At 67.0% G+C, this 21730-nt stretch carries 16 protein-coding genes; 8 read left to right on the top strand and 8 right to left on the bottom strand.

Features of this window, described 5'->3' with window-relative positions:
• Positions 1 to 519 carry an RNA polymerase sigma factor gene (locus AC1MFL_RS12845; protein ID WP_202129043.1) on the bottom strand — a complete coding sequence of 173 codons (519 nt, stop codon included), beginning with the start codon at positions 517 to 519 and terminating at the stop codon, positions 1 to 3.
• 122 nt (positions 520 to 641) lie between these two features.
• Here AC1MFL_RS12845 and AC1MFL_RS12840 point away from each other — a divergent pair, with 122 nt between their 5' ends.
• The 3 genes from AC1MFL_RS12840 (at position 642) to AC1MFL_RS12830 (ending at position 4699) form a co-directional block, all read left to right on the top strand.
• Positions 642 to 1010, top strand: a complete 369-nt coding sequence (locus AC1MFL_RS12840; RefSeq protein ID WP_479810234.1) for a hypothetical protein — start codon at positions 642 to 644, stop codon at positions 1008 to 1010.
• Complete coding sequence (locus AC1MFL_RS12835; RefSeq protein WP_479810233.1) at positions 994 to 2685, top strand: P-loop NTPase family protein; 1692 nt, start codon at positions 994 to 996, stop codon at positions 2683 to 2685. The genes AC1MFL_RS12840 and AC1MFL_RS12835 overlap by 17 nt, the downstream gene beginning before the upstream one ends.
• 151 nt (positions 2686 to 2836) lie before the next feature.
• Complete coding sequence (locus tag AC1MFL_RS12830) at positions 2837 to 4699, top strand: Hsp70 family protein (RefSeq protein WP_479810232.1); 1863 nt, start codon at positions 2837 to 2839, stop codon at positions 4697 to 4699.
• 109 nt (positions 4700 to 4808) lie between these two features.
• On the opposite strand, the gene AC1MFL_RS12825 is transcribed toward AC1MFL_RS12830, so the two are convergent.
• Entirely contained in the window at positions 4809 to 5846 is a 1038-nt protein-coding gene (locus AC1MFL_RS12825; protein ID WP_479810231.1) for a S1C family serine protease, read from the bottom strand.
• Positions 5847 to 6217: 371 nt separating this feature from the next.
• On the opposite strand from AC1MFL_RS12825, the gene AC1MFL_RS12820 reads away from it, so the two are divergent.
• On the top strand, positions 6218 to 8437 hold the full coding sequence (locus AC1MFL_RS12820) for a S9 family peptidase (RefSeq protein WP_479810230.1): 2220 nt from the start codon (positions 6218 to 6220) through the stop codon (positions 8435 to 8437).
• Between the two features lie 64 nt (positions 8438 to 8501).
• On the opposite strand, the gene AC1MFL_RS12815 is transcribed toward AC1MFL_RS12820, so the two are convergent.
• The gene (locus AC1MFL_RS12815) at positions 8502 to 9467 is read right to left on the bottom strand and encodes an amidohydrolase family protein (RefSeq protein WP_479810229.1); all 966 of its coding nucleotides are present in this window, start codon (positions 9465 to 9467) and stop codon (positions 8502 to 8504) included.
• A 147-nt stretch (positions 9468 to 9614) separates the two neighbouring features.
• Here AC1MFL_RS12815 and AC1MFL_RS12810 point away from each other — a divergent pair, with 147 nt between their 5' ends.
• Together AC1MFL_RS12810 and AC1MFL_RS12805 are read left to right on the top strand one after the other, a co-directional pair.
• Positions 9615 to 9860 carry a hypothetical protein gene (locus AC1MFL_RS12810; protein WP_479810228.1) on the top strand — a complete coding sequence of 82 codons (246 nt, stop codon included), beginning with the start codon at positions 9615 to 9617 and terminating at the stop codon, positions 9858 to 9860.
• A 117-nt stretch (positions 9861 to 9977) separates the two neighbouring features.
• Complete coding sequence (locus AC1MFL_RS12805) at positions 9978 to 11957, top strand: APC family permease (RefSeq protein ID WP_479810227.1); 1980 nt, start codon at positions 9978 to 9980, stop codon at positions 11955 to 11957.
• A gap of 94 nt (positions 11958 to 12051) precedes the next feature.
• Here AC1MFL_RS12805 and AC1MFL_RS12800 read toward each other — a convergent pair whose 3' ends face one another.
• The 5 genes from AC1MFL_RS12800 to AC1MFL_RS12780 form a co-directional block, all read right to left on the bottom strand.
• Complete coding sequence (locus AC1MFL_RS12800) at positions 12052 to 12324, bottom strand: hypothetical protein (protein WP_479810226.1); 273 nt, start codon at positions 12322 to 12324, stop codon at positions 12052 to 12054.
• Between the two features lie 98 nt (positions 12325 to 12422).
• Positions 12423 to 13880 (bottom strand): amino acid permease, encoded by a 1458-nt coding sequence (locus AC1MFL_RS12795; protein ID WP_479810225.1) that lies wholly within the window; start codon positions 13878 to 13880, stop codon positions 12423 to 12425.
• Positions 13881 to 14998: 1118 nt separating this feature from the next.
• Complete coding sequence (locus AC1MFL_RS12790; protein WP_479810224.1) at positions 14999 to 16201, bottom strand: acyl-CoA dehydrogenase family protein; 1203 nt, start codon at positions 16199 to 16201, stop codon at positions 14999 to 15001.
• A gap of 102 nt (positions 16202 to 16303) precedes the next feature.
• A complete protein-coding gene (locus AC1MFL_RS12785; RefSeq protein WP_479810223.1) occupies positions 16304 to 17485 on the bottom strand; it encodes a CaiB/BaiF CoA transferase family protein in 1182 nt (393 codons plus the stop codon).
• Positions 17482 to 18840, bottom strand: coding sequence for an aminotransferase class III-fold pyridoxal phosphate-dependent enzyme (locus tag AC1MFL_RS12780; protein WP_479810221.1), 1359 nt, complete (start codon positions 18838 to 18840; stop codon positions 17482 to 17484). Before AC1MFL_RS12780 ends, AC1MFL_RS12785 begins: the two co-directional genes overlap by 4 nt.
• A 138-nt stretch (positions 18841 to 18978) precedes the next feature.
• Between AC1MFL_RS12780 and AC1MFL_RS12775 the strand changes: the two genes are divergently transcribed.
• A complete protein-coding gene (locus tag AC1MFL_RS12775; protein WP_479810220.1) occupies positions 18979 to 20421 on the top strand; it encodes a PucR family transcriptional regulator in 1443 nt (480 codons plus the stop codon).
• 147 nt (positions 20422 to 20568) lie between these two features.
• Positions 20569 to 21723, top strand: a complete 1155-nt coding sequence (locus AC1MFL_RS12770) for an alcohol dehydrogenase catalytic domain-containing protein (RefSeq protein WP_479810218.1) — start codon at positions 20569 to 20571, stop codon at positions 21721 to 21723.
• Positions 21724 to 21730 lie beyond the last annotated feature (7 nt).

Below are 21730 nucleotides of genomic sequence, written 5' to 3'. Positions count from 1 at the left end.
TCAGGCAACACCGGAGGTCACGGCGGCCTCGAAGGCCTGCCGCGCCCGGCTGATCCTGGTCTTCACCGTCGGGACGCCCACGCCCTGGTAATCGGCGATCTGCGCATAGGTGAAGTCACACAGCTCCCGCAGCACCAGGGCCACCCGGAAATCCGCCGGCATGGTCTTCATCGCCTGCTGGACGAGGTCAGCTTCCGCGAGCCTTTCGGCGAAGTCGCGTTCCGGGGAGTACGTCTCGTCCACCTCGACCTCGGTGCTCTTTCTGGCCCGGACAATGGTCAACGCCGCGTTGGCCGCAATCTTGTAGACCCAGGTCCCGAAGCCGGACTCGCGGCGGAAATTCCCCATCCCGCGCCACGCAGCCAGCAGGGTGTCCTGCAGGGCGTCCTCGGCGTCGTAGGTGTTCCCGGTGATCCGCAGGCAGACGGACCAGATCATGGTCCGGGACTCAGTCACCAGGGCCTCAAAAGCCTTTTCATCGCCCCTGATTGCGGCATCCAACAGCTGCCTCTGGGCCACGGTCGCGTCCATGCGTCCCCCGCTCGGGTTCTGGTCGCCGTGCCCCCCGCACTAGCCGATATTAGGGCCACTATAGACCCGCACAAAATGTTCGACCACCCTTACACAGGAGGTAGAGGAAAATGAGCCACGAAGTCCCTGAAATCTCGCTGAAAGAAATGCTGCTGGTTCCCGAAGGACCGCCGGCCGCCGTCTGGGAACGCGCTTTGGAGGCCGCCTTCGCCGCCGGGGACCAAGACGACGGCCCGGACGGCGCCTCCCCCGCCGCCGCCTCGGCCGCCGTCGGAATCGAGCCTGACGCAGACTTCGACGCCGGCGACGACGACGGGGATGATCCCGACGACGACGGCGATGATCCCGGCGGGGACGGGGCACCGGCCTACGACTTCGCGGCCACGCCGGATCCGTCGTTCGACGGCGACGAGTCCGGCTCCGACGGCTGGTCCTCCGGGGACGAGGCTCCAGGCGACGGCGATGACGTCCAATACTGAGGTGCCGCAGCTTGCCGCCTTGGCCTCGGCCAGGGCCGTGCTCAGCACCTCAACCCGCCTGCTGCGCTCGGTCGGATTTCCCGACGCCGCCGACCGGGCAATCCGGCAGGCCACGGACGCCAGCCCCGCTCCCGTCGTCGTCTTTCTCGGCGAGAGCGGCCGGGGGAAGACCTCACTGGTCAACCTGCTGGCACCCGATCTGGAGCGCCGGGATTCCGACGCGGCAGGAGAGGCCCTCTACCGTCTGGTCACGCCGGCCACGGACGGAGGAAAGGGGCTGCTCGGTGACGCGGTCCTGCTCGACGCCCCGAGCCCGGGAGGCCTGGACGCGCCACAGTCGCAGCTGAACCTGAGAATCCTGGAAGCCGCTTCGCTCGCCGTTTTTGTCACCGACGCCGGCGCCCTTCTGTCCAGCGGCGAGCTGGCCTACCTGGAACAATGCTCTGCCCAGGTGGAATCGCTGGGCATAGTCATCACCAAGACTGACCTCTTCCCGGGATCCTGGCAGGACGTCGCCGCCGGCAACGCGGCCCTGCTCCGGGCCCGGATTCCCCGGCTCGCGGACACCTTTGTGCTTGGCGTTTCGCCCGTCACTGCCGCGGCTGCGGCCTCCGCTGCGGATCCGGCCGTGCGCGACCAACTCCTGGCCGCCTCCGGACTCCCCCGCTTCGTGGAGGCCCTGAAGACGGAACTTGCCCACGCCGGCCTGGCCCCCACGGCCAACGCGCTCCGCCTGGCGCGGACGGCGCTGGATGGCTACCGCCGGGCCCGGCTCACCCAACTGGCCGTGGCCGACGCCCCGGCAGAAACCCGGGCGGGAATGCTGGCCGAGCGCCAGCGGTTCTCGGAGCTGAAGGAGGAGCAGCAGCGCTGGTCCCTGGACCTGGAAAGGGACCTTGGGGAGCTCCGCGCGGGCGTCCTGCGCAGCGCCGCTGCGGCGTTTGACGACTGGATCTCCCTGTGGCGGAACCGGATCCAGGCCGCCCGGGGACTCCGGGACCAGAAAAGGATGCGTCAACTCAGCAGCGACATGATCGCTGAACTTTTGGCTTTGCGTGCCGACCTCATCGCGGAAGCCGAGGAGCGGCTGGCCGTCCTCACGCACGGATTCTTCCGCGAGGTTCCACTGCCGGCGGTGCTCAACGAGCTACTTAGTGCCGCCGGTGCCCCCGCCGACCAGCCGCACCTGGGCAGCGAGCGGCGCGGGGCCGGTTTCGATCCCACCGTGGTGATGTCCGTGGTGATGGGATCCAGCATCGGGACCTCGATCGCCGGTCTCCTCGGTGTCGCCGTGACGGGCGCCGCCGTCCCGCTGGCACTGGCGGGAGCCGGCGGCTGGTTTGCCTTCAACCGGTACTACCGCCAAAACGTCCTGGAGCGGACCCGGCTGCAGGCGGAGATTCCCCGGCTCGCCCAGCTGGAACGCGCGGTGATTGGGGACTATCTGGACGCCCGGGTACGCCGGCTCAAACCCGAGCTGGTGGTCACGTACCGCACCCAGCTGCAGGAATCTTTGGCCGGGCTCCAGCAGCTCATCCAGGAGAGCCAGGCCCAGGAACGGCTCTCAGCCGAGGAGTCGCAGCAGCGCATCGAGGGACTCAAACGGGAAGTCGCCACGATCGACAAGCAAGTCGCTGAAATCGACGAGAGCCTGGCACACCTCCACCACCTCTGACCCGCACCACAGTCAGGCTGCCCGGCACTACCGCGATCCACGGATGCGGGAGCACACTATGGGTTGGGGGCCGGCGATTCCGGCCCGGGATTCGCTTTGGTGCCCTGCCCCGGCTGTTCACGGGCGGGGGAACGTGGACTAAGGAGCCAACATGGAGGAAACCCCCTGGCGATTGGCCATCGACTTCGGGACCTCAAACACGGCAGCCGCCGTCGCACCGGCAGCCGGCAGCGCTCTTGTCCTCAGGCTGGGCACACGCTCGGACGCCATCCCCTCGTGTGTGGCCGCCTATAACGGTGAGATCCTGACGGGCGACGCCGCACTCCAGATCGCGGGCATCTATCCCGCAGCGTTCGAACCGACGCCCAAGCGGCGCCTCGGCGAGGACGCTGTGGTGCTCGGCGACAGCGTCTTCGATCCGGTCGACCTCGTCGCGGCGGTACTGCGGTTCGTCGTCGGGCAGGCCGTCCGCTTTGTGGGCGGCGGATTTCCGTTCGAGGTGGTCCTGACCCACCCGGAATCCTGGGACGAATACCTGAAGGGCCGCCTGGCCGCGGCTGCGGTGAAGGCCGGCATCCCGGAGCAGGGCATGGTCCTGATGGCTGAACCCATTGCGGCGGGCTGGCACTATGCGGCCGGCTCCGACGTCGGCGTGGGTGCGCACGTGGCCGTGCTGGATTTCGGCGGCGGCACCTGTGACGCCGCGGTGCTGGAATTCGCCGAAACCGCCGGTGTGCGGGCCTTTCGCGTGGTGGCCTCCGCCGGCATCGACCCCCTGGGCGGGCACGACTTCGATGCACAGCTGGAAAACTGGGTTTACGCGCAGCTCGCCGCGGAGGGAAAGACGGAGCTCCTGCAGGGCCTGGCTTCAGAGCGTTCCAGTGCCGACAAGGCCGCACTGAAAGACCAGGTGCGGGAGGCCAAGCATGCCCTGAGCTTCCACGGGGCGGCCCCCATCGGTGTCCGCTCGGGTGGGCACGAGTGGGTCTGCACCGTGACCCGCGCGGAGTTCGAGCAACTGATTGACGGCCAGATCCGCCGTGCCGTGGAACTTGTCCAGCGGGTCATCCAGGAGGCACTGCCCTCGGCCCAGCAACTCCACCGGGTCTACCTCACCGGCGGGTCCAGCCACATCCCGGCGCTCCAGGCCCGGCTCGGGGAAATCCTGCCGATGAAACTGGGGCTGATGGGGGATCCCAAACAGATCACCAGCGTCGGGGCACTGGAGGCACCGGCGTCGGGCGGGCTGATACGCGGCGCTGAAGAAAGCGCAGACGAATGGGCAGACGCCAGACTTCGCGCGGGCGGCGGTGTTGGTGACGGTTCGGGCGCCGGTCAGCCGGGCGCCGCCGTCGGACATCAGCCTGCAGATGATCCAGCCGCCCCTCCACGCGGCAGAAAGCCATTGCGGCTCTCCAAGCGGACCCTGATCAGTGGGGGCGTGAGTGCGGCGGTAGTGCTGCTCGGGACAGCGATCGCGCTGGCGGGCGGTTTCCCTCCCCCGCAGACTCCGCTGTCCCCCACTACTTCCCAGGCGCCGGAATCCAGGAAGTGCGCTGGCGAAACACGGCCGAGACTGTCGGACGGCGAATGCAACCTGCTCACCCAGGCGGTCTCGCGGGGGCAGGTGGCCCCGGACAGCTGTGCGCCCAACAAAAACCTGGTGGCAGCCAGCTACGGACTCGTTTGCGACCCGCCCGCCGACAGCGGCTTCAACTCGTTGGAGAAACCGCAGATTTCCGTCTACGGCTACGCCACCGTCGACGTGATGACCACGGCGTTTGATGATCTCGTCAAACAATACGGCGCAGCCGAACGCACACCCGAGAATCCGCCGGGCTGGCAGGACTGGGTGCGCGGGGACAAGACAGTCAAGGGACGGATCCTGGGTGCCTCCAGGGACGGTGAGAACTACTTGATCTGGAACGACGAGGAGTCGCTCATGGAGTACCGGGCGGCGTCCGAAGGCGCAGATGTGCCAAGGATGCTTGAGTGGTGGAAGAACAGGTGGTAGCCCACGTCCCAGTGACTGGGACGCCGCCGACAGACGCCCAGCCGGGGTACCCCCGGCTGGGCGACATTCAGAGTCGTTGTCAGCGCAGCGTGTCTCAGTGCGGCCCCTGTCAGTGCTTACCCGGAATGACGAACTCTGTCTTAAACGGTGTGCTGAATTTTGAGGGATCCGAGAGAAGATACAACCCTTCGACCTCGGCCACTGCGCCAGGGAGAATGGACTCGGAAATAGCGCACATCTCGGAGATGGTGTAGGTCGACGCGTTCTGGAACTTCGTCACCAGCATGCCGGACTCGATTCCAGCCTTACTGGCCCCCGAACCCGGGGTCACGGCCTTGACGTACAGGCCGCCGTGCACTCCTGCCGCTGCCAGCTTCTCATCCAGCGCAGGGCCCTTGACGCGGTCCAGGGCCCTGAAGTAGCCGGGGTAATACTCCTCGACCGCCCATCCCATGTTGTTGGGGGACTCACCCTTGAGCAGCTTGTCCACGATCTCCCGTTTGGCCGAGTCGATCGCGATGGAATAGAACTGGCCCTGCACGGGCGCGTCCGCCGCTCCGAGATTGGTCAGGGTGTTGATCCCCACCACGCGGCCGTGATGGTCGAGTAAGGGGCCTCCCGAATTGCCGGGGTTGATGGCCGCCCCGTGCTGGACCGTGTCCTTGTACTCGGGTATTCCCGGGCCTCGCGCCACCACATTCGTAGCGTTAACGAGGCCAGAGGTGATGAGCAGTTTCTGCTCCGACGGGCTCTGGGTCAGAGTACTGGGGTAGCCAAGAACCGTGACGGTGTCGCCGGGCTTGACATCGGCCGAGTTGCCGACGATGACAGGCTCGGACTTTTCCGGCAGCGGGGAGGAGAAGTGCACGACGGCAAGGTCCGAGCAAGGGTCCGAAGCTATGACATGAAGAGCCGCCTTCTCGCCGGAGTTGAACCGGCCGGAGATCGCGGCAAGTCCCTCGACGACGTGCGCGTTGGTGACACCCATCCCCCCTTCCTTGTCCACCAGGAACCCCGTGCCAAACCCTGTGAAGTCGTCCGGCCGGCGCCCCTCGATCGCAAAGACGGCCTGTTCACCGACCGTATAGATCTGCTGCGGCGACATGTCCACCGGATGGTCACTCCCGTGACCGAGTGCGTCGGCCATGATGATGCCGCCATCCTTGTGATGGGGAATCTCGGTGGCAGGCGCCGCAGCTGTGCCCGACGCCGTGCCAGAAGACGTAGGTGACGCTTCCGGCTTGCTGGCGTTACCCGGCTGGCATCCTGTAACGAGTAGCGCTGTGGCCGCAAACATAAGTGTCGTCCTACGAAGCGACCGGCCGTTCATGTGTGGTTCCATGATTTCCTCCTCGCGACCGCCTCGTTGCGGTAGCTTATTATCACGCATTTGGACTTATGGGCAACATACTCGCTTGAAATATCACAACGCTTGGATAACTCTTTGCCGAATCGGGCCGAAGCCGGCTCCGGCCCACCACAGCCCGACCCCCCGTGCGCTGGCGGTAGATTGGAGCCATGACCCAAACTCCTGTTCAGCCGTCCCCGCAGCCCCCCGTTGCCAAGAAAATCCCCGCCGTCCGCACGCACCACGGCGACGCCTTCGAGGACAACTACGAGTGGCTGCGGAACAAGGAATCCGCCGAGGTGGTGGACCTGCTCAAGGCCGAGAACGCCTACCAGGAGGCGGTGACGGCCCACCAGGAGCCGCTGCGCGAGGCCATCTTCGGCGAGATCAAGGCCCGCACCCAGGAGACGGACCTGTCCGTGCCCAACCGCAAGGACGGCTGGTGGTACTACACCCGCTCGGTGGAGGGCAAGGAATACGGCATCCAGTGCCGCGTCCGGGCCCGGGACACCGGGGACCGCGTCGCCGACTGGACTCCCCCCGCCGTCGAGGTAGGCGTCGAGGTTCCGGGCGAGGAAATCCTGCTGGACTGCAACGTCGAGGCCGAGGGCAAGCCGTTCTTCGCCGTCGGCGGCGCCGCCGTGACCATCGACGGGAACCTCTACGCCTACGCCGTGGACAACGCCGGCGACGAGCGCTTCACCATGCGCATCAAGGACCTGCGCACCGGGGAGCTCCTGCCCGACGTGATCGAGAACGTCTTCTACGGCATCTCCTTCTCCCCCGACGGCACCCGGATCTTCTACACCGTGGTGGACGACGCCTGGCGGCCCTACCAGGTCAAGGCCCACGTGCTCGGCACCCCCGTCGAGTCGGACGAGGTCATCTACCAGGAGGACGACGTCGCCATGTGGCTGGGCTTCGAGCTCTCCGCCGACCGGCGCCACCTGGTGCTGGGCATCGGCTGCTCGGAATTCAGCGAGACCCGGCTGCTGCGCTTCGACGCGCTCGACGCCGGACTGAGCACCGTGATCTCCCGGGACGAACGCATCCTCTACGAGGCCGAGCCGTTCCTGCTGGCCGACGCCGCCGGGAACCAGGCCGAGGCGATCGTCCTGACCCACAACAGGGACGCCATCAACTCCATGGTCTCCCTGGTGGACCCGGCCGAGCTCGCCAAACCGCTCGCCGAGCAGCACTGGACCACCGTCGTCGGGCACTCCGACCAGGTGCGGGTCAACGGCGCCGGCGTCACCTCCACGCACCTGGTGGTCTCCATCCGCAAGGACACGATCGAGCGCGTGCAGGTCCTGCCGCTGGCCGGGCTGGGTACCCCCGAGCAGGGCGCACCGGTGGAGCCCGCCTTCGAGGAGGAGCTCTACACCGCAGGGGTGGCCGGCTCCGACTACGAGGCCCCCGTGATCCGGATGGGCTACACCTCCTACTTCACCCCGTCCCGGGTCTATGACTTTGTGCTGCCCACTGCGGAGCAGCCCGCCGGCGAGCTGCTGCTGCGCAAGGAAAGCCCGGTGCTCGGCGGCTACTCCGCCACGGACTACGTCGCCACCCGCGAGTGGGCGGTGGCCTCCGACGGGACCCGCATCCCGCTCTCCGTGCTGCGCCACGCCTCCGTCAAGCAGGATTCAACGGCGGCCGGGCTGGTCTACGGCTACGGCTCCTATGAGATGAGCATGGACCCGAGCTTCGGCATCCCCCGGTTGTCCCTGTTGGACCGGGGCATCGTGTTCGTGATCGCGCACATCCGCGGCGGCGGGGAACTGGGCCGGCACTGGTACGACACCGGCAAGAAGCTGCAGAAGAAGAACACCTTCACGGACTTCATCGCGGCCACCGACTGGCTGGCGCAGTCCGGCTGGGTGGACCCGGCCCAGATCGCGGCGATGGGCGGCTCGGCGGGCGGCCTGCTGATGGGCGCGGTGGCAAACCTGGCCCCGGAGAAGTACGCGGCGATTGTGGCGGCGGTCCCGTTTGTGGACGCCCTGACCACCATCCTGGATCCCAACCTGCCGCTTTCCGCGCTGGAGTGGGAGGAATGGGGCAACCCGATCACCGACCGCGACGTGTACGAGTACATGAAGTCCTACACGCCGTACGAGAACGTCCGTGCGGTGGCGTACCCCAAGATCGCGGCGGTCACGTCGTTCAACGACACCAGGGTGCTCTACGTGGAGCCCGCCAAGTGGGTGCAGCGGCTGCGTGAACTGAACACCGGCAGCGAGCCGATCGTGATGAAGATCGAGATGGAGGGCGGCCACGGCGGCGCCTCCGGCCGCTACGTTCAGTGGAAGGAACGGGCCTGGGACTACGCCTTTGTCGCCGACTCGCTGGGCGCCACCGAGCTGCTGCCGGGGGCCGGGGTCAGTGGCTAGTCCGGGCTTGCCGGCTTAGTGCTCCGGAGGATATCCGGGGTCCCGCCTGTTGCCGGGAGCCGTTTTAGCCTTGGCTCTGCTTCAGCCTGGGGAAGAGCGACTCGGCATTGCCGCGGTCGATCGCCGCGCGCAGCGAGGGCTCCAGCCGGTAGCTCTCGTATTGCGTGTTCAGGAGCCCGGTCGCCATCGACGGAGCGAACGGGAAGTCAGTGCCGTAGGTGATGCGGCGGGGGTCAGCGACCTCGAGCAGGGTGGGCAGCGTCGTCGGGCTTGCGGACAGGGCGAGGTCGTAATAGAACCGCCGGAGGATGGATTGCTTCGGATCGGTCAGGGCGGCCAGCGCGCTGAGGGCCAGGTCCCTGTTGTTAAGCATTGTGAGCAGGATCCTTAAGGCGATGTACGGCGCGAAGCCGCCCGCGTGGGCCAGGAGGAACTTGATGCCAGAGTACTTCTCCATCGCACCGGACAGGATCAAGCTGATGGCGGCGCGGGTGGTATCGAGCAGGAAGTCCGCGGCGAAGGTGGGGATGCCCGGTACCGCCGGAGCAGGAAGCTCGCCGGGGTGAACGAACACCACGGCCTGGCGGCGGTGCAGGAACTCCAGCAGTGGCTCGAAGCCCGGGTCGCCCAGGTAGCGTCCGGCATTGTTGGCCAGCAGCACAATGCCGTCCGCATGCAGGCTGTCGAGGGCGTACTCGGCCTCGGTCAGGGCCCCTTCCACGTCCGGCAAGGTAAGTGTCGCGAAGAACCCGAATCGATCCGGCCGGCCGGCCACCACCTCGGCGGTGTACTCATTGACCTCCCGCGCCCGCCGCCGCGCTTCGAGGGCGTCCCCGAGATAGACACCGGGAGTGGACAGGGACAGGATCCCTGTCTGCACGTCGCTCCCGTCCATGAACTTCAACGCCGAGCGCTCCGACCACGACGGCAGGCTCAGGCCACCCGGGCGGATGCCCTTCTGGTGCATCCAACGCGCATACCCCGGCGGAACGATGTGCTGGTGAGTGTCTATGCGGTGCGGCCGGCTCATCCGAATCCCTGCCCAACGTACTCGTCTCGCTGATCCGCGGGCTCTTCAATCGACAGCGGCGGATGCCTACAATCTACTCGCCGGCCTGCTAACCGGCAGCACAAGCCGGGTCTTCCCGCGAAATCACTCCAATGGGAGGATGCTCATATGAGCGAGAAACACGACGGGCCGACGCAGGACCATGGGCCGCACCAGCATGCCCATACAGCGCCGACGACGCAGCAGCTACGCACTGTCGGGCAGCGTCGGCGTGAGGCGGAGGAAAAGCTGGAACATCACTTGGATGAAGCGCGCCACAAGAACGAACACCCCCACAGCACGCTCCGGACACCCGAAAGAGAAACCGCTGCCGAGGCAACAGCTGATGGAGGCGACGTGAGCCGGCGGCGTTAGGAAAGCGTAAAGAATTCACGGAATCGGTCATTTCAGGCTTGTCCGCGGATTAGGTTTAATTGCCGAGGTGTCGGCCATTTGAATACGCTGCGCCCGGCGAATTATGAGGAGACGCAGATGAGCAGTACAGGCCGCCAAACCATCCCGGCAGAGGTGCGACGGTCCCGGCCGGAGACCGACACCGGAAACCCTCTGGTGCGGTGGTTGCTGAAGCATCGTGTCCAGCCGGTGATCGGGCCGGAGACCCCGGAAGACCACACCAATCCGCAGGCCTGGTGGAAGGTCATGTGCCTGACCGGCGTCGACTACTTCTCCACGCTGTCCTACCTGCCGGCGATCGCAGCCCTCGCAGCGGGCGCCTTGTCTCCGCTGGCGACCCTCCTGATTGTTGCCCTGACTCTGCTGGGCATGCTGCCGATGTACCGCAGGGTGGCCCAGGAGAGCCCGCACGGCCAGGGGTCGGTGGCGATGCTGGAAAACCTGCTGCCCTTCTGGCGGGGAAAGGTCTTTGTGCTGGTCCTGCTCGGATTTGTCGCCACGTCCTGGATCATCACCATCACCCTCTCCTCGGCAGACGCCACAGTGCACATGCTCGAGAATCCCTATCTCCCGGAATTCCTGCACGGCCAGGCCGTCCCCATCACAGTGGCCCTGTTACTCATACTGGGCGGCGTCTTCCTCCTCGGATTCAGCGAAGCCGTGGTGGTTGCCATCCCGCTGGTGGCAGTATTCCTGGTCCTGAACGCCGTCGTCATCGTCGCCGGCATCATCGAGGTCATCAACAACCCCGCCGCGATGGCCACCTGGACCGGGGATCTTTCGTCCCGCGGCAGCATCGGGGACCTCCTGGGACCGGCTCTGATTGCGTTTCCGCTGCTGGTCCTGGGCCTGTCCGGATTCGAGACCGGTGTCAGCATGATGCCCCTGGTGGCCGCCAAAGGCAAGACACCCGAGGAGCGCCTGGCGTCCCGGGTGCGGAACACCCGCAGGCTGCTCACCACGGCCGCGGCAATCATGAGCGTCTATCTCCTGGGCAGCAGCTTCGTCACCACCGTCCTGATTCCGGCCGAGAAATTCCAGCCAGGCGGTGAGGCCAGCGGACGGGCACTGGCCTACCTCGCACACGAGCAACTCGGAAACACCTTGGGCACGGTCTATGACGTCAGCAGCATCCTGATCCTGTGGTTTGCCGGCGCATCGGCCATGGCCGGCCTGATCAACATTGTCCCGCGCTACCTCCCTTCTTACGGTATGGCCCCGGAATGGGGGCGTGCAGTCCGCCCCGTGGTCCTCGTCTACACCGCGGTGAGCATCCTGATCACCATCGGCTTCAACGCTGACGTGAACGCGCAGGCCGGCGCATACGCCACCGGCATCCTGGCCATGATGGTCTCCGGCTCAATCGCCGTCACCATATCTGCTCTCCGCCGGGGCCAACGCAGGGCCGGCTATGCCTTCGTGCTGCTCTCACTGATCCTGCTTTACGCACTGGCGGCGAACGTCATCGAGAAACCCGACGGAATAACCATCTCGGCGTTCTTCATCCTGGGCATCATCGCGATCTCGCTGGTCTCCCGGGTGGCGCGGACCACGGAACTGCGCGCGGACGTCATCAGGTTCGACGACGTCGCCCGCCGCTTCATCGCCGACTCCCTGGACTATGACGGGGCGCTCAACCTGATTGCCCACCGCCGGCAGAGCGGCGACGCCGAGGAATATGCGGAGAAGGAAACGGACCAGCGGGGCCAGAACGCTGTCCCCGGGACCGCTGACATCATTTTCCTCGAAATCGACATCATCGACCCTTCCAACTTCGGCGGGACCCTCGACGTGCACGGCGTCGATGTCGATGGCCACCGTGTGCTTCGGGTGGAAAGCCCGGCGGCGCCGAATGCCATGGCCGCGATTCTGCTGGCGCTCAGGGACACCACCGGCGTCATTCCGCACTCCTACTTCGAATGGTCCGAAGGTAACCCCCTCGCCCACCTGATGCGTTATCTTCTCCTGGGCCGCGGCGACACCCCTCCGGTCGTGCGGGAAATCATCCGGCAGAATGAGACTGATCCCGCCCGGCGCCCCCGCATCCACGTGGGGTGACTTTCCAGCGGCAGGGGCTGCTCCACGGCACCCTGCCCCCACGCAGCAGAATGGCCCGGCCGATTCCTTGCACGGAATCGACCGGGCTACCTCGTTAACCACTGTGGACGATGGGCTTGCCGCGTTCTACAACGGAACGTTTCTGCAGTTCGCTGCCGTCATCCTGACGATGTTCGGCGTCGTCGACCGAATTTCCGCCGTGACCCTGCTCGCCGCGCCCCCGTCGCACTTTGGCATCAATTCGCCACTGTTCCTGCCTGGCGACGCGCCACGGGCCCAGCGCGTCGGTATACCCGTAGCGCAGAGCCTTCTCCGGGGCGCGGGAGATTTTGCGCAGCGGAAACGCGCCGGAACAGATCTTGCACAACCCTCGTCCGGTGCCGCGCTATGCTGCCCCACAAAACAGAATGGCCCGCCCGATTCCTTGCGTGGAATCGACCGGGCCATTCGTTGCTTGCTAGAGGCTCAACCTATTGGCTGCTCAACGCGCGGTGCCTCTTGGCTGCTCGACGTGCGCTGTTTTACGCGCTGCCGCACGAAGGGGTAGATGACCAGCAGCACCGCCAGCGCACTGAGGCTCGTCCAGACCTGGGGGGCGTTGGCGGGGTCGAGGGCCATGAGGACCACGATGAGGACAACGGCGGCAAGGACCGCGATGTTGAGCCACGGGTGCAGCCACATCTTGAGCTTGAGCCCGTCCCGCTCGGCAGCGGTCATGCGGTTCCGCAGCCGCCACTGGGTGAGTGCCACGAACCCGTACACGAACATTGCGACGAGTCCTGCGGAGTTCATGATGAAGTCGAAGATGACCTTCGGCGCCACGTAGTTGGCAGCGATCGCGACGTAGCCCACCACGGTCGAGAGCAGGATTGCCTTCCACGGCACGCCGGAGCGGTTGCGGTCCTCCACCCAGCGGGGCGCGTAGCCGTGCTTGGAGAGGGCGAAAAGCATCCGGGAGCCGGAGTACAGGCCCGAGTTGAGCACCGACAGTGCCGCGGTGAGCACGACGGCGTTCATGATCTGGTCGGCGGCCGGGAGGCCGAAGCGGCCAAACGCGAACGCGAAGGGGCTCGTCTGGGAGGGAAGTTCGTCCCAGGGGACCACCATAAGCAGGATCGCGACCGAGCCGATGTAGAAGAAGACGATGCGCCACACGATGGTGTTCGTGGCCTTGGCGACGGCCTTGGCCGGCTGCTCTGATTCTGCCGCGGCCATGGTGACGATCTCGGTGCCGAAGTAGCTGAAGACCACGACGGCGACGCCGTTCAGGACCGCTGTCCAGCCGTGGGGCATGAAGCCGTGCACGGTCAGGTTCCCGACGGATCCGGTCGAATTCGGCAGCAGGCCCAGGACGTAGAGGGTGCCGAAGATGAGGAACACGATGATGGCGGAGACCTTGATCGACGCGAGCCAGAACTCCGTTTCGCCGAACGAGCGCAGGGACATGAGGTTGCTCATGGTCAGCAGCAGGATGCCGGCCAGCGCAAAGCTCCAGTCCGGGATCATGGGAATCCACTCGTTCAGGATCCGCCCCACGATGACCGCCTCAAAGGCGACCACCCCGACCCAGAAGTACCAGTAGAGCCAGCCGATGGTGAATCCGGCCCACTCGCCCAGTCCGTCCCGGGCATACTCCATAAACGAGCCGACCACCGGACGGTTCGCGGACATCTCGCCCAGCATGCGCATGACGAGGATGACGAGCGCTCCGCCGATTGCGTACGAAATCAGTGCCGCGGGGCCCACCGAACGAATCACGGAGCCGGAGCCCACGAAGAGACTCGCGCCGATGATGCCACCCAGCGCGATCATGGTCAGGTGCCGCGGACGGAGGGTCGCGTGGGCGGACGGCGCCTGGCCCGCCTTCCGGGATTCGCCGGTGGCGACCGGTGGTGGTGCAGCGAGGGTTACGGGATCTTGCATATCGCTATTCCTAAGCTTTGGGGGGTTGTGATGCCGAACACGATTCCTGCCCAGTGTGAGGGGCGCCACCCCCTAAGCCTATGGATGATTCGCACGAGCTTCCGCCCCTTCTTTGAACACAACGGACAATGACCAGCCCGCGAATGAGCCCGCTGAGTTCCGCCCAACGGAGTCGTCTCCGGTCAGCCGCGTGTTGAGCCGAAACTGACGGCGGCATACCGGGCCCTGAAAACCTGTCCCAGCCTCTGAGATTGGCGGTTGATACAAACAACGACGCAAGTCTTGACGTTCTGCACGGTGACGGGCGTCACAGGGGTGCCTACGCTCAGTGGACGGTCTGTTCCTCACCCATAAACCACTTCGGCTGCCTGCAACCTGGGCCGCAGGACTGAAAGAAGAAGCCCCATGCCACTCCAGTCAAAACGCCCGCACGACTCCTCAGTCAGCGCAACTACCGGCCATGCACCCGCCAGCGGCTGGTGGCGGCCGGACGGCGACCCGGAGCCGTTCCGCTACCTGCAGCAGGGCGAGATCATGCCCTCTCTCGGGGGCACACAGACCCTGTGGAAACTCGTGCAAGAGCTCGATCCCACTCTCAGGGTCCGGTGCGGAAGCCCGCAGCGCCGGCTCACGGGCGCCCCGTTATTCGACCCATCACTCGCACCCACCACAAGGATGGCAAGGCCATGAAACGCAGAACCCTGGTTCGAAGCAACAGCGACCGCCGGCTCGTATCTTCTGAACAGCCTCGCCCGGCGGCGCACCCATCGGCCCCTGACGACCGCGCGGGCACACATGCCGAGAACAGCCGAACCCCGGGTCCGGCGTCGAGCACCAACGCAGCCGCCCGCACCACGCGCCTGTAGCCTCCTACCGCGTGGTTCTGCGGCGGAGTAAGAATCCAATTATCACGAGGACCGCAAGAACGGCGGCGGCTCCGCCCGCCATGAGGGAGCCTCTTTCGGCCGTCCGGTGTCACCGCAAGGCGTCGGGAGGATGACCGAGACCGTTCCGGGGCGGTGGCTCCCGGGGGAAGGACGAATATCCCGCCTCCCCACACGCAGCGGGTCACGTAGACCGCGCCGTCCGGACCGGCCGCCACGGCCCCGCCGCAGCACTCAGCGGAATGCGCCCACGCCCGTCAGCTTCTGGCCCAGGATGAGGGTGTGGACCTCGTCGGTGCCTTCGTAGGTGCGCACCGACTCGAGGTTGTTGGCGTGGCGCAGCGGTGAGTAGACAAGGGTGATGCCGTTGCCGCCAAGGATGGTCCGGGCCTCGCGGCAGATTTCGATCGCCTCGCGGCAGTTGTTGAGCTTGCCCACGCTGATCTGGTGGGGCTGGAGTTTTCCGGCGTCTTTGAGCCGGCCCAGGTGCAGGGCCAGCAGAAATCCCTTGTTGATCTCCAGGGCCATGTTCACGAGCTTCTGCTGGGTGAGCTGGTACCCGGCGAGCGGGCGGCCGAACTGCAGGCGCTCCGTGGAGTAGGCCAGCGCGTCCTCGAAGGCGTCGCGTGCCGCTCCCATGGTGCCCCAGGCAATGCCGTAGCGTGCCTCGTTCAGGCACGCGAACGGGCCCTTGAGTCCGGCGGCCCCGGGCAGGACCGCGTCACCGGGCAGGCGCACGTTCTCCAGCGATATTTCGCACTGGATCGAGGCGCGCATCGAGAGTTTCTGCTCGATCGGGGTGGCGGTGAAGCCGGGAGTGCCGGTGGGCACGACGAAGCCGCGCACGCCGTCGTCGGTCTGGGCCCAGATCACGGCCACCTGGGCGACGTTGGCGAGTCCGATCCACCGCTTGGTGCCGTTCAGGACCCAGTCTTGGCCGTCCCGGCGGGCGAAGGTGGTCATGGCCGAGGGGTCTGATCCGGCGGTGGGCTCAGTGAGACCAAAGCATCCGATTGCCTCGCCCGCGGCCATCCGCGGGAGCCACTCCTGTTTTTGCTCCTCGGAACCGTGCTTGGCGATGGCGGACATGGCGAGGGACCCCTGGACCGACACGAAGGTGCGGATCCCGGAGTCGCCGGCTTCAAGTTCGGCGGCGGCAAGGCCGTACTCGACGGCGGTTCCGCCGGCGCAGCCGTAGCCCTTGAGATGCATGCCAAGCAGGCCGAGTTTGGCCATTTCCGGCACGATTTCGATCGGGAACCTGGCCTGGTCGTACCACTGGGCGATGTTCGGCTTGATTTCCTCCCGGACGAAGGCCCGGACCCGGTCGCGCAGGGCGAGCTCTTCGGTGCTGAGGAGGGAGTCGAAGGAGATCAGGTCCGAGGGGTCCACGGCGGCGGCTGCCTCGAGGTCGGCTGAACTAGGGGCAAGGCTCATGGTGTGGTCCTTCCGGGGCTGAACGGCTGGGGAAATGGGAACGGCTGGGTGATGGAAACGGCTAGGTGAATGGGGAACGGCTAGGGAACGGGGGCTTGGGGGTTATGGGGAAGTCTTGTTTTGCGGGAGCCGGAGCCATTCCACGACGTCCTCGGTGTGTTCCCCGAGTGCGGGCGGCGCTTGGGTCCGCGGCGGCAGCGGCGGTGTCCAGGTGATGGGGTGGCGGATCTGTCGTCCGATGACTGAACCGCCGGCGTCGTGCATTTCAATCGTCGGCGCCAGGCCCAGGGACTCCGCGTAGGCGATGCCCTCCCCGATGCTGGCCACCCGTCCCGCGGGCACCCCGACGGCCACCAGGGTGTCCTGCCAGGCCTCCGCCCCTGCCACCGCCAGCCCGGATTCGAGCAGCGGGATGAGCTCGCGCCGGTGCCGGACCCGGTCCGAGTTGGTCACGAAGCGCGGGTCCGCGGCAAGCTCCGGCGCCCCGATGGCCGTGCACAGTCGGGCAAACTGCGCGTCGTTGCCCACGGCGACGGCCAGGGGCGCGTCTGCTGTGGCCAGCAGCTGGTAGGGGACGATGGAGGGGTGGTCGTTGCCCATCCGCTTGGGCACAACACCGGCACCCAGGTACGCCTGCCCCTGGTTGGCGAGTGCGCCCTGGAGGCTGGACAGCAGGTTGACCTCGATCCGGCGGCCCCGCCCCGAGGAGACACGCTCGGCAAGGGCTGCGAGGATGCCGATGGTGGCATCTTTCGCCGTCAGGACATCGACCAGCGCGACGCCCGCCTTGTAGGCGTCGCCGTCCGGGTCGCCGGTAATGCTCATGAGCCCGCCGAGGGCCTGGACGATAAAGTCGTACCCGGGAAGATCCCGGCCGCCGGCGGAGCCGAAGCCTGAGATCGAGGCATAAACAAGTCCCGGGTTCTCCCCGGCCAGCGACTCATACCCGAGCCCAAGTCCGTCGAGCCCGCCCGGCTTGAAGTTCTCCACCAGGACATCCGCGCGGCGCGCGAGTTCCCGGGCAAGCTCCAGGTCCCCCGGGTCGGTCAGGTCCAGGGTGATGGATTCCTTGTTCCGGTTGACGCTCTCGAAGTAAGTGGCCCCCGTTTTCGACGACGGCGGGTCCCACCGGCGGGTGTCGTCGCCGGTTCCTGGCCGTTCGACCTTGATGACGCGGGCGCCGAGGTCGGCCAGGGTCATGGTGGCCAGCGGCCCGGCGAGCACGCGGGAAAAGTCCGCGACGAGGATTCCCGCGAGGGGAGCGCCGGATCCCGGTTTACTCATGAGAGGACAGAGCGAATGGATGCCTCCAGCACGGCGAGGCCCTCGTCGAGGACGTCGGCCTCGATGACCAGCGGGGGCAGCAGGCGGATCACATTTCCGTTGGTCCCGCAGGTGAGGGTGAGGACGCCGTGGGCGTTGGCTGCCTTGGCGGCGGCGCTGGCGAGGTCCCCGCGGGGTCCTGAGCTGTCGCGGAACTCGATGGCCATCATGGCGCCCCGGCCGCGGACGTCGGCGACGCCGTCGAGGGCCACAAGAGGCTCGAAGCGGCGGCGAACGGCGGCCTCGATGCGGGCGGCGTTTTCCACGAGGGCGCCGTCCTCGAGAAGTTCGAAGACCGCCAGGGCGGCCTCGCAGGCGACCGGGTTTCCGGCGTAGGTTCCGCCGAGGCCGCCGGTGTGAACTGCGTTCATGAGTTCGGCCCGCCCGGTGGCGGCCGAGAGCGGCAGACCCGCGCCGAGGGCCTTCGCGGTCAGGGTGATGTCCCCGGCGATGCCTTCGTGCTCGGACGCGAACAGCTTTCCGGTGCGGCCCATGCCGGACTGGATCTCGTCGATGACCAGGACAATGCCGTGGCGCGTGGCGATCTCGCGCAGTCCGGTGAGGAATCCTGGGGCCTGGACGATGAAGCCGCCTTCGCCCTGGATCGGCTCGATGACCATCGCTGCGAACGTCTCCGGCCCGTGCTGTGCCAGGAGTTCCTCGATCTTGCCGAGGGCTTCGCCGGGTCCGTTCGGGGAGGTGTGTGCGGGCGCCGTCGGGCCGCGGAAGACCGAACCCGGGAAGGGCCCGAAGTTGAGCCGGTACGGGTTTTCCTTGGCCGTCATGGCCATGGTGAGCTGGGTGCGTCCGTGGTAGGCCTCGTCGAAGACGAGGATGTTCGGTCGCCGGGTTGCGGCCCGTGCGACCTTGACCGCGTTTTCCACAGCCTCGGCACCGGTGGTGAACAGTGCGGTCCGCTTCTCGAAGTCCCCGGGGATGTGCTCGTTGAGCCAGCGGCAGACCTCGACGAAGGACTCATATTCGGTGACCATGAAGCAGGTGTGCGTGAAGCGCTCCAGCTGCGCGGCGGCGCGCTTGGCCACCTTAGGGTTGGCCGCACCGACGCTGGTCACCGCGATTCCGGAGGCGAAGTCGATCAGGTGGTTCCCGTCAACGTCCACCAGCAGCGCATCCTGCGCGTGGTCGATGAACACCGGCATGGTGATGCCGAACGCGTCGGTAACGTGCTTCCGGCGTTCGACTTCCAGCTCGCGGGAGCGCGGGCCCGGAAGCTCCGTGAGCAGGCGGCGGGCTGTCGCTGTGACGCTGGCCGGGTCAGTGGCGCGGCTGGGGGCGAGCTCTGGTGTGACCGTCATGGGTCCTCCTCGTGGGTTTGGATTCGTGGTTCGGCTCCCACGATAAGGACGGCAGAGCCTGCTGTCTTTGGATGATTCGTCCAGCTGAGAGCGCACAGAAGCCGGTTTATACAAAGGCTTGTACCTTATGCTTTAGGCATGATCACCCTCGCTCGGCTGGTCGAGGCCGCAAAGCCCGACCTGGTGCCCTACTGGCCGGTTCCGCTCCCCCGCGTTGAGCTGACGGGCGTCCATGTGTCCGAGCTTGAGGACCCCACCGTGTTCCTCTACGGCGGCGAGCTGCTGCTGACCGTGGGGCTGCAGCTGGGCGGCCTCGACGGTGATGCCCGGGCGGAGGCAGCCCGGAATTACGTGCAGCGGCTCGTCGACGGCGGCGTGGCGGCCCTGGGTCTGGGCCTGGGTTCAGGCCACGCCATGGTGCCCGACGAGCTCCGTGCGGCATGCATGGACTTGGGCCTTCCCCTGCTGACGGTCCCCCGGGAATCCCCTTTTCTCGCCGTATCGCGGGCCTACTGGGAGCTGGTCAGGCAGGGCGGCGAAGCCGAACTTACAGCCCTGCTGGGTCTTCAGGTGGCACTGACCCGCGCCGCCGCGGAACAGGACGCGGAGCCCGAGATCGTCCGGGAGCTCTCCCGCGCCCTCGGCACCTGGGTTGCCTACCTGCCGGAAGGTGACGGGACGCCGTCGTCGGCTTCGGCCAGCGGCGGCGAACTGCCGGCCGGGCTGCTGGCGGAACTGGCGCGCGAGTCCGCCCGGCTGCGGACCGCCCGCCGGGGGGCGACTGGCAACATCCAACTCGCCTCCGGCACCGCGTCCCTCTATCCCGTCTCCGACGGTCCGGCGATGTCCGGCTACCTGGCGCTGGGCCGGAGCGGGCAGCTGGGTGCCGCCGAACGCCACCTGTTCCTGACCGCGTCCACGCTCCTTGCCGCCAGGGCGGCCGGGCAGCGCCGCGCGGCGGCCGAACGGCGCCGCGCCGAGGGAATGCTCGCCGCGCTGGTCCTGGAGGGACATGATGATGCCGCGCGCCTCCTGGCCACCCAGATGGACTCCGCCCCGCTGCCCGAGACAGCATTCGTCGTCGTGCTTCCGGACCTGGAAGAGCTGGCCAACCGGCCCCACCCGGACGGACTCGTGCTCGAACGCTCCGGTGTGATGTTCGTGCTCCAGGCAGCATCCGGCCCCTCGCCGAAGCTGCCCAAGGGTGCCCGCGGCGCGTGGGGCGGGCCCATGCCGCTCCGGCGGCTGCACGAAATCCGGGCCCAGGTCGCCGAGATTGCGGCCTCCGCCCCTCCCGGACAGTTCATCCGCGTCGGGCACGGACTCGACCTCCCGGCCGACGAATGGGTGGACACGCTGGTGGCGCACCCGGGCCACCTCCTCGAGACCGTCCGCGCCTACCTGGCCCACCGCGGGCAATGGGAGGCCGCCGGACGCGAAATAGGCGTACACCGGAACTCGGTGCGGTACCGGATTGCCCAGGCCAAGGAACTGCTGGGGGTCGACCTGGACGATCCCGACGTCGCAGCCCAGCTCTGGCTGGCCCTCAGGGGCCGCACCCAGGCGCCCCCCAAAGACTAAAGGTCCTGCCGCCAACCTCCTTGCCGCCCCGATCTTTGACGGATCGTACAAAGAAAAGGCCAAGTCGCGACATTCTGCACCGTGACTGGCGTAGTCACGTTGCCTACTCTCAATGCACAGCTTCACTGCATCATGGAGAGGACGATCGTGACGATCGAAGACACAAAGCCAGCCACGAAGACCGCCGGCCGCACCAGGACCATCCGCGGCGCCGTGCTTGAAACCATCGGGGCCGACCGGCCGTACCAGGACAGCCTTCCCATCCGGGTGGCCGAACTTGAGCTGGAAGCTCCCGGCCAGGGCGAGATCCTTGTCCGCATCGAGGCCGCCGGGGTGTGCCACTCGGACCTGTCGGTCGTGAACGGAAACCGGCCGCGGCCGGTTCCGATGCTGCTCGGTCACGAGGCCGCCGGAATCGTCGAGGAACTGGGTGCGGGTGTCACCGACATTGCCCTGGGCCAGCGGGTGGTGATGACCTTCCTCCCCCGGTGCGGAGAGTGCGCCGGATGCCACTCGAACGGCAAGACGCCGTGCGCGCAGGGCAGCGCCTCCAACGCCGAAGGCACGCTGCTCGGTGGCAGCCGGAGACTCTCCCGGGACGGAGAGCCCGTGCACCACCACCTCGGCGTCTCGGCATTCGCCACGCACGCCGTCGTTTCCCGCCGTTCCGTAGTGCCCGTCGGCGCGGACGTGCCGGCGCACATCGCTGCGCTGCTGGGCTGCGCCCTGCTCACCGGCGGCGGCGCCATTCTCAACGTCGCCAAGCCCGGACCTTCCTCCCGGGTGGCCATCGTCGGGCTCGGCGGCGTCGGCATGGCCGCGCTCATCACAGCCAAGGCCGCCGGCGTCGACTACGTGGTCGGCATTGACACGCTGCCGGCCAAGCTGGAAGCCGCCCTGCGGCTCGGCGCGAGTGACGCCATGACCTCCGCGGCAGCGCTGGAAAGCGGTGAGAAGTTCGACGCCGTCATTGAAGCCGCCGGACACCCCCGCGCGCTGGAAGCCGCCATCGCCCTGACCAAGCCCGGCGGCATCACCGTGACGGTCGGGCTGCCGGCCCCCGGACAGCCCGCCTCCATCGACCCGCTCGCCCTGACGGCCGAGGCCCGGACCATCGTCGGCAGCTACCTCGGCTCAGCCGTTCCGGAACACGACATCCCGATCTACGAGGAGCTGTGGCGCTCCGGGCAACTGGCCGTGGAGGGCCTTGTCTCGGACACCATCCCGCTCGAGGAGATCAACCGGGCCATGGACACGCTCGACGGCGGCCACGCGCTGCGCCAAATCATCACCTTTTCCTAAACCACCA

This window comes from Arthrobacter sp. BG3 (assembly GCF_056680185.1).
This window is presented reverse-complemented; position numbering and strand designations above follow the sequence as displayed.